The 11,599-nt window shown below is 50.8% G+C and carries 10 protein-coding genes and 1 pseudogene; 2 read left to right on the top strand and 9 right to left on the bottom strand.

What is annotated here, in order from left to right; genetic code table 11:
- From IQ256_RS26305 to IQ256_RS26275, 7 genes are all read right to left on the bottom strand, one after another.
- Nucleotides 1-272: glycosyltransferase family 2 protein (locus IQ256_RS26305; protein ID WP_193858662.1), on the bottom strand; the 272-nt coding region annotated here is incomplete at its 3' end.
- Between the two features lie 321 nt (nucleotides 273-593).
- Complete coding sequence (locus tag IQ256_RS26300; RefSeq protein WP_193858661.1) at nucleotides 594-1,670, bottom strand: HNH endonuclease; 1,077 nt, start codon at nucleotides 1,668-1,670, stop codon at nucleotides 594-596.
- A 10-nt stretch (nucleotides 1,671-1,680) separates the two neighbouring features.
- Nucleotides 1,681-2,208: an RNA-guided endonuclease TnpB family protein gene (locus IQ256_RS26295; protein ID WP_193858660.1), complete on the bottom strand. Its 528-nt coding sequence runs from the start codon at nucleotides 2,206-2,208 to the stop codon at nucleotides 1,681-1,683.
- Nucleotides 2,209-2,225: 17 nt separating this feature from the next.
- Nucleotides 2,226-2,471 (bottom strand): hypothetical protein, encoded by a 246-nt coding sequence (locus tag IQ256_RS26290; RefSeq protein ID WP_193858659.1) that lies wholly within the window; start codon nucleotides 2,469-2,471, stop codon nucleotides 2,226-2,228.
- Nucleotides 2,472-2,516: 45 nt separating this feature from the next.
- A complete protein-coding gene (locus tag IQ256_RS26285) occupies nucleotides 2,517-2,822 on the bottom strand; it encodes a hypothetical protein (protein ID WP_193858658.1) in 306 nt (101 codons plus the stop codon).
- A 39-nt stretch (nucleotides 2,823-2,861) separates the two neighbouring features.
- On the bottom strand, nucleotides 2,862-4,745 hold the full coding sequence (locus tag IQ256_RS26280; RefSeq protein WP_193858657.1) for a nuclease-related domain-containing DEAD/DEAH box helicase: 1,884 nt from the start codon (nucleotides 4,743-4,745) through the stop codon (nucleotides 2,862-2,864).
- 56 nt (nucleotides 4,746-4,801) lie between these two features.
- Complete coding sequence (locus IQ256_RS26275) at nucleotides 4,802-5,752, bottom strand: HNH endonuclease signature motif containing protein (RefSeq protein WP_193858656.1); 951 nt, start codon at nucleotides 5,750-5,752, stop codon at nucleotides 4,802-4,804.
- Between the two features lie 164 nt (nucleotides 5,753-5,916).
- On the opposite strand from IQ256_RS26275, the pseudogene IQ256_RS30560 reads away from it, so the two are divergent.
- Nucleotides 5,917-6,273, top strand: a pseudogene (locus tag IQ256_RS30560) (sacsin N-terminal ATP-binding-like domain-containing protein); the annotation flags it as partial.
- A gap of 1,787 nt (nucleotides 6,274-8,060) precedes the next feature.
- Here the strand turns inward: IQ256_RS30560 and IQ256_RS26270 are convergent.
- Entirely contained in the window at nucleotides 8,061-9,344 is a 1,284-nt protein-coding gene (locus IQ256_RS26270) for an RNA-guided endonuclease TnpB family protein (protein ID WP_193858655.1), read from the bottom strand.
- 28 nt (nucleotides 9,345-9,372) lie between these two features.
- Here IQ256_RS26270 and tnpA point away from each other — a divergent pair, with 28 nt between their 5' ends.
- Nucleotides 9,373-9,828, top strand: a complete 456-nt coding sequence (tnpA, locus tag IQ256_RS26265; protein ID WP_193858654.1) for an IS200/IS605 family transposase — start codon at nucleotides 9,373-9,375, stop codon at nucleotides 9,826-9,828.
- Between the two features lie 301 nt (nucleotides 9,829-10,129).
- Here tnpA and IQ256_RS26260 read toward each other — a convergent pair whose 3' ends face one another.
- A complete protein-coding gene (locus IQ256_RS26260; RefSeq protein WP_193858653.1) occupies nucleotides 10,130-11,236 on the bottom strand; it encodes a hypothetical protein in 1,107 nt (368 codons plus the stop codon).
- Nucleotides 11,237-11,599 lie beyond the last annotated feature (363 nt).

Here is an 11,599-nt window from a genome sequence, read left to right as displayed (position 1 = left end):
CTATCTAGAAGCGCTAGGTACTTACCGCTAGCAAAGCTGAAGGCAGTCGCTAGTGCCTGACCTCTACCCTGATGCTTCGCTTTGATAAAGCGGATGCGATTATCTCTTTGGGCGTAGGTTTGGGCAACTTCGACAGAGCGGTCCTGTGACCCGTCGTCTAAGATGATTAGCTCAAAGTTTTGTTCGCGTTGGGCTAAGGCACTTTCTATGGATTGAGCTAGGTAGTCTTCTCTGTTGTGAACCGTAGTTATCAAAGAAGCGAGAGGACGCATACAGATTACGCAGAGTGGCAGTCCGGATCTAGGGGCAGCGTGCCCAGCTCCATTCATTTTGTCGACTATTGAGGCTAAGGACAACGAATTCTTTATCCCCGTACGCGATCGCAGTCATCTACAACCTCGATCGCCGCTCACGCCGCAATGTATAGCGCTCCTGCCCCACCTGTACCACCGCTAGCTTCTCCGTCCGCGTTAGCCGGTACGCAGCAGATCGTGACTGAGTATCAGATAGCGCTGCATAACATAGATATGAGTATGGTTAGATACTCCAGCTCCTAGCTTCTTTGGTGGGGTAGAGCGTTGTTAGTCGTACACTTACAGCGAGTTTTGCACAACTGCTTCTCCGCGTAAGATCGCTGCCTCGTACTGCGCCTTAAACTCACCGCCGAAGCCGTCTGCTTCAATATGACGAACCAACGACTGAATAATCGGTAGAGCAATGCCGATGCCAAACAGCGCATTAAACCCAGCCACTACCGCAGGCGCTGACAGGACCACAACGACTTCAGGAAACAGCGCCATCACTGCGACAAAGATAACGAAGAAGATAGGGGTGGCGATGCCTGCGCTGATAGCCGCTTCTGAGATCTTGCCTTTGAACTCTGCTTGAGTGATCTCGCCTCGATGTAGATCTAAGGTGTAAGCCAGCGTGGTAACGAGTGCCTGCGTCAGCACAGCCGTGCCGGTGGCCGTGATTCCCAGTTTAGCGATAGTAGCTGAGTTCTTCAGAACAGAATCTACCGCGTTGTAGAAGCGAACATACTGCTGCTCGCCTGCGGTCATCGTCCTGGCACCCCGACGAATATTGTCAGTGCCCACCTCCCACACGGTGTTCTGTGCGCTGTTGCTGCCGCCTTTAGAATGAGGATAGATATGGCTACCGTGCTTGTTTGATAGGAAGACGCGGATATCCCATTCGCTCACGCCTAGCTTAGAAGTGCCTGGAATCTTATCAAACAGCCCCATGATGTCAGCCTCTGTGCGAGGCGCATCGCCTAGTCTAGTCCCGGCTGTTTGGAGCCGACGCGCTAACTTCGGCATCTCTTCAGCAAGTGCCTGAGCTGTGCGCGGTAGGTCTTTCAAGGCATTGGCTGTGACCATACCAGCGGTGCCAAACGAGACGATTTCGCTCTGCCAGTCTGAGATGGCTGCTTCTACTGCGGTTGATAGCTGCTGCTGAGTATCCTCTACTGAGCGTTGGGCAGACTCAACCGCAGCTTTTAGTTTCATAGCGCCTGCTGCGGTCGCCTGATCAACCTGTTGCTGGGCCGCGATCGCTAGCCTTTCAGCTTCGCCTAGTAGATCCATTTGTGTTTTTGAGACTATAGGTAATGACAGTCCTTGACGCTCTCCCCCTAAACCTGCGGCTATAGACAGAGATTCTTGTTTCACAGACTCTTAACTAGGCAGCGACGTTAACCGCTGCCCCCGTCAGACCATCTCTACAAGCATTTTCTAAAACCGTGCGCCCCACGGCTCTATTCTTAATCACAATGGCGCTAGCAATATCGCGGGGCATAGAACAGCCGCATTCACAATGATGCCAGCGAACTGAAATATCTTTCTTCGCTACCCTGCCGCAATCTGGGCATTCCTGGCTTGTGCCCGCAGCTGGTTCATACATCAGGCCGACGCCACGCTTAAAGCAGACCCACGGTAAGATTCCATTTAGGAATTGCCCGTGCCCCGCATCTAGCATGTGCTTACCCAAGAACCCACGACTTAAGCCGACTAGGTTTAGCTTTTCGACTGCCACTACATCAGCAGCATCACAAAGTTTGTGTGCCACCTTGTAATGGAAGTCCTTGCGGGTATTGGCAATGCGTTCATGCAGCCTAGCTATCTTCCGCTGTTGCTTCTGCCAGTTAGCAGAACCTAACTGCTTACCTTTGAGCCTACGTTGCAGCAATCTCAGCTTGCGTTGGCTCACAAAGAACTTAGGCCGTTCTAACTGAAGCCCAAAGGAATCACCAAACAGCGATCGCGCTGGTGCGTGCCCGGCACCGCGACTGTGCTACTAGAGAGCGTGCTGTAGCGCTGTGGCCTATCGAAGACGCTCCACTCGCCAGGACCAGCGTATTGAATCGGTTTCTCTACGGTGCGCGAAATCGCACTGACCGCTTTCGACAGCCCCTCGACTAGCGGCTCTGGATAGTGCTGCCACTTACGCGGCGACTTCAGTTCGTTGATCAAAAAGAAGCCATCTGCTGGGTTCTTCAGTCCACCAATGGCTTGTTCCTACTGCGCTCTTAGTCCACTCAGCGCCGGTCTAAAGGCCATATCGTTTTGGGTCTTGCCCTTGCGTGTTGCCCGCTGACCCTGTTGAATCGGCAAAGCGGCATCTACAAACGGCCAGTAGTAAGCAACCCAAAACTTCGCTAGCAGCTTCAGCGGTATCGCCACCGGCAGATGGAAGGTTCTTAGGTCCAGGTAGGTGAGCACCATGTCGTTGATCGCTCGCAGCAGCGCTATCTTGTAGCTCGTTGTCTTCGAGTCGTGCTTGAGAATCGTACTTATAACTTTGTCTTGCGCGATCCGGGGCATAGCTGCTGCGTATGGGCTGTTATCGGTTTGCTGCCTGCTTCACAGCAGCAGAAAGTTCCCGCTTTCCTTCAGCTCCTGCACAATCCGCGTCTGGCCGCTGGCCAACAGATGCAGCTCGTCCTGCGCTCTGGTCATCGCGACATACAGCTGTCTGCGATCGCCCTCTGCCTTAGCCGCGTCTTTGTCGTGACAGCCCCAGAACTGCTCAACCCACAGTAGCAGCACTACCTTGAACTCTAGTCCTAGCGACGAGAGGGCGGTAACAACGCGCACCCCTGGCCGCTGACTGTCGTAGGTGCGCTTGGCAGTTGCATCAGCGGTAATCCAGTAGGGTTGCATTCGTTGTTCTTCCATCTGTTCTAGCAACAGCTGAAACCCAGCAGCTTCCTGCTGACTCTTATACTTGTAGACAATAGCGATGTCCGACAGGCTATAGCCACGGGTACAGAGCGCCTGTAATTGGGCCAGTGCCTGCTCGGTCGCAGCCCACTTCGAGCGAGCGATGCGTAGCGTCGGCATCGGTCCGTGCCGTAGAGCTGCGCTAGGCTCTACCGCGAGAAAAGCGCTGTCTGCTTTGGCCTTAGAAGGCGTCAGTACATCCCAGGCTGCCGATAGAATCTCCTGCGTATTGCGATAGTTTTGAGCAAGCTTTTTGGACCGTCCCTGCGCTTTCACGCCGACAGACTTCCAGGAGAACTCTCTGCGCTTGTAGAGCCCCTGGTTGCGATCGCTCACAATCAACAGATCGCCTTCTTCAGCGTCTTTGAGCGCCGATACGCAGCAGGGGAACCAGTTCTTATCAAACGTGTGGGCTTCATCGACGAGCACCGCGTCCCACCGCTGTTCGTCTGGCAGTTTCTGAAGCGCGATCAGCACCTTCTCTCCCAGGCGCTGGTTGTAAGCCTCCTCTGTCTTGAATGACTTGGGACTGGGCAAGCGTTTGAGGAGTGACTTAGCCCAGCTGTGGAAGTTGATTACTTCAATAGCGTCTTGGTACTGCGGGTTGCGCGAATCGTTATGGAGGACAGAGCGCAGATGAGAGGCCAGGGTGATGTTGAAGCACAAAATTAGGATGCGCTGCTGTTCTAGGTTGTTGGCTAAGGCTTTTGCCCGCGCCATCAGGATGAGCGTTTTGCCAGAGCCTGCCACCCCTGAGATGACCCGGTGCCCAGAGCGCATTGTGCGAGCCAGCCTTTCCTGCTCTAGGTCTAGGCTTAGCAGCCGAGTGGCATGAGCAGGCACAGGTTCTGTGGCTTCAGGCGGCAGGCTGCTGGCGATCGCAGGGACTTCTCGCACCACGGTAACCGGATGCAACAGACCTTTAATGGTGCTGATCTGATCGGCTATGAGCGCTGGAAAGGTGAAGTCTGCTTTGAACATACTCTTCAACCGGGCAATCAGCTCGTTGGTAGGCAGAGCTGGCCAGCTCAGTAGCTCATCGCGGTAGGCGACGGCTGGCTGTTCTAGGACTGGGTATAGCGCATGTTCTTGAGACTGAGCAACGGTGATGTTGCTCATGAGCGCGCCAACGCCAATCGGGAAGGCCAGTTTGCCTTGGTAGTTACCTGCCTGCTGACACAGCAGTGGAAAGTTCTTCATCTTGTCGGCGACAGAGCCAAAGTAGCTGTGACCTTGTTTAAGCGGATTAGCGCAGCTTTCTATCTTCGTTCTGCCGCTGTTTTGGCGTCTAATTTGAAAGAAATCATGGCTGGCTAGTTCGATGTTCCCGGCATACCAGCCCTTAACTTCTAGGATTAGCAGTCCGAACGCAGGTCCAAGCACGATGAAGTCTGGCAGTAAGCGTTCGATGGTGGGCTCGTACCAGACTAGATATTCTTCAGGTAGACGAGCGAGGGCATCGAACAGCAGCTTTTCACCCTGACTTGCCTTACTGGGTATGGCTTCTGGAATCATTTGGGCCATACGATAGGCAAGAACGCGATCACCCTATTGTGCCCGTCTTTTCTTAGCGCAAGGAGCTACTCACCACTATCTTCGCGAGCTGCAAATCTTACCTGTACGTCTGATAAGTCCTGTCCGCTACGACGGCCAGACAGCTTGCCTTCAGTAGCACGATGATGCTTAGCGCATAGCCAAACTCCGTTCCAGGCGCGATCGCTTCCTCCTCTTGCATAAGGAATGATGTGCGCTGCTTCGACGGCGGAGTTATCACAGTCTGATTTCGGAACTCCAGCAATTCGTTCGTACTCACAGTCACATAGTCCTGGCCTGGAGAGCATCGCCCGTCGAAGCGAGGCATCGCGCTTTCTAGGTGGCTCCCAAGGGTAAAGACAAGAGAACAGATGCCAAGCTGCGTCAATCACCTCTGCTGCCTGTTCTGCTGCTAGCCTGTCGGTGACAGCAAACTCTATCCGGTCAAAGTCAGCTAAGAAAAGACAAAAGTCACTTCCCCGAACAGCCTCACCAGTACCTGCTTTTCCCGCGCTGGGCAGGTCAGGAAACAAGTCCTTGACAATACCGCTTAGGTCTTTCTCAATCTCATCTTTAAAATCTTTCCACTGTGTTGACTCAATTACCCTAACGGTATCTGCCCACCGCTTAGCCCCAGTCTGGCGGCTTACCTTTCGAGAAGAGAAATGCAGATAGTGGTAATTTCTCAAGTGAAGGCTCCCTTCTGCCGCGCTGATGATGGCTTCAGGGCGCTGCTTAAGATTAGTTTTGAGCAACTTCGCAGGGGTACGAGAATGAACGTTGTAGAAACATATTTCCCTGTTGCGGATTTGAATGCCAGATCGATATCCTCTGCTACTGCTGCCCACCCCTCGCTGAATAACAGAGAAGCACGGATCGAAAATATACCATTCTGAAGGTCTGCTTTTTGCCACGCGGGTTGCGGCCGGTCGGCCTAGTCGTTCGGCGAGCGCATCTTTGAGAAAGGCTACGCCTCTAGGCGCTTCGACTTCTGTCATCTCTACTTTTTCCCGTAACCCAATCGCAGGATACCCAACATTTGCTTGTAGCGGAAAAAGCTACAGCGCCTTGCTGTTGCTGAAGAGGGCGATCGCCGTGGCTGGAAACTGAATAGTCCCCCTTGGGCAAGATAAAGCTACACAAGATTTTCTATCATCTACCCATGAGCTACAGCCGCAAAGCCTACGAATCTTCCTTGAAGGCACATAAAAAGCTGATCGCGACTAAGCTGCTAGACGGTATCGAAAAGCTCTACGAGAATAGAGCCTCAGAGCGTCGCTGGGTATGGGAACTGCTGCAAAATGCAAAAGACGTTGCGAAAGAGCGCGTTCGAGTTCAAATTATTCTTCGCAGTGACTCTGTTGAATTTCAGCACAACGGTAGTCCGTTTTTGATAGACAATGTGACTTACCTAATCGAACAAGTCTCTACAAAAGATCGCGCTTCAGAACTAGGTGAAGCGTTAGAAACCACAGGTAAGTTCGGCACTGGGTTTATGACAACTCATCTGCTCTCGAAGAAGGTTGAAGTTCAGGGCGTTCTAGAAGACCGCGACACAGAGCCGCCTGTCTATAAGCGCTTTACTCTCAAGCTAGATAGGGACGCAGCTACGCCCGATGAGATGACTGCCAAGGTTGATGAGTCTTACAAGGTGTTTGAAGCGTTAGACGATGAAGCGCTATGCCCCAAGCTAGAAGGCTACGAACCGCATCAGGACTTCGATACTTCATTCAAATATAGCCTTGATCGCAAGGGCCGTCGTATTGCTAAAGTGGGCATCAGCGATCTGCACAACGCGCTTAGCTACGCGCTCATTTTTCTTCCCAAAATTGATTCAGTATCTGTAATCGACGAGGTCGAAGGAAACAGTGCCACTTACTCTATCGCCTTAGAGCGAACGACTGGAGCAGATATCAGACTCTCGACGATTCAACTCAAGACGGAAACAGAAACTAGTTTACTAGAGATTGCATCTGTAACTAACCACAAGCGAACCCTAACGATTGCCGTGCCTTTGCAGGAAGAAGGCGGTTGCATATCAGTTCAATCATTCTACGATAAGACGCCGAGGCTGTTCTGTGACTTTCCTCTGATTGGCTCAGAGCAGTTCAGCTTCCCGGTTGTTTTCAACAGTCCGCTGTTTAACCCTAGCGAACCAAGAGATACCGTTTTACTCGATGATCTGGGCGACGAGAAGCGTCAGTTTAATAAAGCGCTTTTTGAAGAATGCCTAGAGCTATATGAGCGGTTGCTAGACCATGCGAGTCAGCAGTGGAAGGAGGCACATCGACTCGCTCACTGTGGTCTTCCTGAGCGAGTCGATACGCAGTGGTACAAGGCGAGCATCCAGAAGCCGCTTCGTCGGAAAATCTTAGAGACTCCTATCGTTGATACCCACACGGGTAAAAGGATTCCGTTAGCTCAAGCGCGCATTCCGTACCATCGTTCTGCTTCTCAGGTAGTGGGGTTATGGAAACTAGCGATCACCCTCCACGCTGATGCGCTACCGACCGAAGACCACGTCCTCGGCTGGTACGAGATTGTGGATACCGATTGGGAGAAAGACTTCGATGTCAAACTAAGATATACGCTTACCGATTTGGTACAGGATATCGCCAGTGAACACAGCCTGGCGCAGCTCGCGCAGCGGCTAGAGAAGTCAGAAGCAGAGACGGTAGAGTGGCTCAACCAGGTGATCGCGTTTATGGAATCAGACAGATCGACTAGCACTCGAAAGCTGCTCAACACCTACCCCATCATTCCTAACCAATACGGTAACTTCCAAATTCTAAGCAAGCTCAGCCAGGATGAAGGCATCCCGGAAGAGATCAAGTACGTTCTGAAGATCCTCGATGAAGACTGGAAACAGCAGCTCGGCCATCGAGGAATTTGCTGCCCATTCCCAAAGCGCTTAGACATCAATAAAGCCAGCCGCACGATAGACGAGAAGATCCGCAAAGACCGCCACGGAGAGCTGAGGAAAGCAGTCTACTACTTAGTCAGCTGCCGGCCTGACGCAGACGCTTTAGGCCAGCCTGCTTTTGCGCATAGATCCCAGATCTGGCAGTTCGCTAAGGACTTGGATAGTGCGGTGCCTGAGCCGCGTACGCTCAGCACATGGACAGTAGAGCTGTGGACAGAATGTGATAGTTGGCTATTACAAACGCTCGTTGGCGATCTCGTCGCGATTGGAGCGTTGCAGCGCTTGCAGGTCAACCTACAAAAGTCGTCAGAAGATGAAGCGGCAGCTTGGCTGAGTGACTTTATTGCTTTTCTAACGCGCCATCCTAATTGGAAGCTGATAAACTACCCCACCTTAAAGAAGGACGGGGTTTTAGTCCCGTTGTCCTTCAAGGCTAAGGATTTTGCGCGTTTCAACTCACCGGCTTGCTTCATGCTTGCGCACTTAGTAGAGGCTGATGATCGACGGCTTAAGGCCGGTTTCCGACCCGTTGCATCAATGAGATTCACCTGAGCTGCATTCACATCTCTATCTTCGACGTGAGCGCACTCAGAGTTGGAACAAACATGCACTCGATGAGCCAACGTCTTAGGCGTTAGCTCCCAGCAGATGGCGCAGCGCTGGGTAGGCTTTAGCTTACGAGTGTTTGACTCGACATAAAAGCCGCCTGCTTCAGCAGATTTGTAGTCAAGAAACTGACCAATCATGCCGAATCCAACCGAAAGAATAGAGCGGTTAAGCCCCGCCTTTTGCTTTTTACGCTTGCCTTTTTTGGCCTTAGCGGTCATGCCCTTGACGTTTAAATTTTCACCGGCAATTAGGCTGTTAGCGCTAACTATATTGCTAGTGAGTTCGTGAATCCAGTGCTCACGCTGTCGGGTAACTTTACGCTGTAGCCGACTGACCTTTTGACGCTCAACACGCCACCTACGGGAACCCCGCACCCGCTTGTCACGGTTTGGTGCCCGCTTACGACGCAACCGCTTAGAGGCTCGCTTTACAGCTTTGTCAGCCGACGCGATGAATGCGGGCTTAGCCTTTCTTGTCCCGTCGCTGAAAGTAACGGCATCTTTGCACCCCAAATCAAGACCAATGGAACCGCCTGCGGTTTCCCGCACTGGCTCACATTTGACCGTGATTGAGGCGTACCATTTGCCGTGACGATAGAAAATAGTGCAAGTGGTTGGCGTACCCCATGTGCGAGCTTTACCTCGCATTGAGATCTCTCCTAAGTTGGTGAGCTTCAGTTGCCCATGCTCACCGTCAGTCTGTGCTTTCCACGACTGTTTACAAGGATATGTCCATCCACTGTAATACCGATTCCCTTTGAATTTGGGGTATCCCCCCAAACCCCTAAAGAACCGTTCAAAGGCAAAGTCAACCCGCTTCAAAGTTGCTTGCAGCGCATGACTGCCAAGTTCTGTGAATTCAGGCCACTCAGCCTTAAACGCGGGTAAACAATTCTGCTGGCCATAATAGTCAACAGAAATACCCCAGCGCTTGTACATATCGCGCCTATCGGCTAACGCTGCATTGTACAAATAACAATGCAGACGCTTCCACTCGAACAGCTTGGCGGTCTGCTGCTTGCTCGGATAAAGCCTAAAGGTGGTACGCCGTGTTAGCATATCGCCATTATATCTATTCACCCGAATAATGGCGATAGCATACAGGAAAGGAAGTCACAGCGTTTTTAGCATTGTCCTGCACACTTATTTCGTCACCGCATACCGGCGTAAGTGTCTGTTACCTGAGATGATTAATCGGATAGAAGAGATTGCTGGTCGGGTGCTAGTGAAAAGCAACTGCATTTTGTTGGAGTGTGACGGTGAAGCCGATCACGTTCATCTTGCAATAGACCTACACCCCTCCGTAGCGCCTTCAACGCTTGTCGGCAGCATGAAGAGTGCCAGCAGTCGGATTATCAGAAAAGAGTTTGAAACGGAACTGCGCCCGTATTTCCGCAACTGGAGCAAAGGACTATGGGGCGACCAAAAATATTACGCCTCGGCGGGCGGTGCGCCAATAGCAACTCTGATTGAATACATTCAAGACCATAACCGGGGCAGCGGCCACACCCAAAAGCCAAGCAAGCGCAAGATTGTTCCCTAGCGCTCACCCCTATTCTGCCACGCCTTCAGAAGATGGGGATAGCCGGGATATACGTTCTATCTTCTTTTCGATTACGAACGCGCAGTGGGACTTCTTGAAAGAATGCGACAACTACTACATTGCAAAGGTGTTCAGGGCGCTGAGTGAGCGTCCAAACTTACGTTAATCAAGATAGATTTGCGAGATGAACTGCTCTAGGGATGATGGGAATATTGAAGGAAATCGCAGCGTTCCCTAGATAGGAGAATTCCACTGACTTAAGCCGTGGGAGTGTCAAGAGAGTTCCCTAACATCGAACTCTTTATGTAGGGACATGCCGATCGTAGGACTTAACGTTTTCGGGGTTGAGCTGAAATTCAATCAATACGCTACTCTTTCGTTTTCCTGGCAGTTCACGGGCATTAAGCAAGAATTTTTTCTCTCTTAACTCGTCAACAGTCCTCCAAAATATCTTGTTGTTTCTTGAAGAGTTACTTCCTAGAAGATCTAAATTCTTAAACAGGCATCGCCTAGAAATAGTCAGATACTGACCATCTTTTGGAGCATCCCACTTCAATCTGTGAGCTAAATACACTAATAGCTTCAGTCCATAATCATGCTTTGCACTTTTACCGACGCCCTGTTGCATGTCGATGTTGCCGAATAGCACATAGTCGCCATCAGCATCAGTTGAAGTCTGGAAAAATTCTAAGTTCACAGTGTAAGAATCAGCAGCGCCGTATGTATAATCAGCGGCTCTTTCTGAATCGAAGTCCCGTTGAACATTGTCGACATGATATTCCTGAACTCTCAAGATATTTCTGATCTTGACATCGGCTTCGAGCTTTTCTCCCGTCCAGGTTTCCTGAGCGTATACCAGTTCTGTTCTATGAAGCGCCATCAGATCACAGTGCAACTGCGATCTGATAAGGGCATGAAAACTTCCATCTTTTGTACGCTCATAGCCCATAACTTCAAGGATATCGTTAGAGCGGATTTTAACGACAGGGCCAGTACCTTCTGCTGCTGCTGCCCTATATAAGAAAAGAACTAACTGTACCTGTCTAGGATTTAAAAAGGTTAGAAGCGTCGCTGTTAACCGCCGCAAGCGAATATCTTCAATCTGCTCTAACCCTTTAATACCCTTGCTTAGGTAAGATTCTAGATCTAGCCCATCGTAATTGCGCTTAAGCTCTTTCCACTCTTCCCCAGAAAGGTTGTCTAAAGGAATGCGGCGAACGAGATCGACTTCGCTGACTTCGTCAGGATCAGCGTCGATCCTCATCTCAAGATAGTATCCGCCTGCATCAGATCGAAGAACAGGCAGATTGGCATCTGGGTTACGAATTGACGCACCAGCACGCGGGAGAATTCGTAGTAATGGACCATCCACACTGAAGATATTCAGTTGAACGTCTGAACCGCTCATAGTGCATTCGAAGCCAAACTAAGGGGACGGCCTCAATATAAGCGAGTCTTGAGGAAAATTAAACCCTCTATCAATTTGGTGTCCGTTTTTCGAGAAAAGCTCTATCAATTTGGCGTATAGAAAGCTCTATCAATTTGGCGTACAGCTGCTATAAACTCTATCAATTTGGCGTACAGAAAACTCTATCAATTTGACGTACAGCCGCTGCAAACTCTATCAATTTGGCGTATGAAAAGCTCTATCAATTTGGCGTACAGCCGCTACAAACTCTATCAATTTGGCGTATGAAAAGCTCTATCAATTTGGCGTATAACAGTCTGAACGAGTATTCCAAATGTGATGTTGAGTAGACGATCCACGCAT

Origin of the sequence: cf. Phormidesmis sp. LEGE 11477 (assembly GCF_015207105.1) — a bacterium.
Lineage (GTDB): Bacteria > Cyanobacteriota > Cyanobacteriia > Phormidesmidales > Phormidesmidaceae > Phormidesmis.
The sequence above is the reverse complement of the archived record's forward strand: the minus strand, read 5'-3'. Positions and strand labels throughout refer to the sequence as shown.

Excerpts from the sequence above, each read along its gene's own strand:
- IQ256_RS26280 (WP_193858657.1), bottom strand. The coding sequence starts at position 4,745 with ATGGCCCAAATGATTCCAGAAGCCATACCCAGTAAGGCAAGTCAGGGT.
- IQ256_RS26260 (WP_193858653.1), bottom strand. The coding sequence starts at position 11,236 with ATGAGCGGTTCAGACGTTCAACTGAATATCTTCAGTGTGGATGGTCCA.
- IQ256_RS26285 (WP_193858658.1), bottom strand. The coding sequence starts at position 2,822 with ATGCCCCGGATCGCGCAAGACAAAGTTATAAGTACGATTCTCAAGCAC.
- IQ256_RS26270 (WP_193858655.1), bottom strand. The coding sequence starts at position 9,344 with ATGCTAACACGGCGTACCACCTTTAGGCTTTATCCGAGCAAGCAGCAG.
- IQ256_RS26275 (WP_193858656.1), bottom strand. The coding sequence starts at position 5,752 with ATGACAGAAGTCGAAGCGCCTAGAGGCGTAGCCTTTCTCAAAGATGCG.
- tnpA (WP_193858654.1), top strand. The coding sequence starts at position 9,373 with ATGGCGATAGCATACAGGAAAGGAAGTCACAGCGTTTTTAGCATTGTC.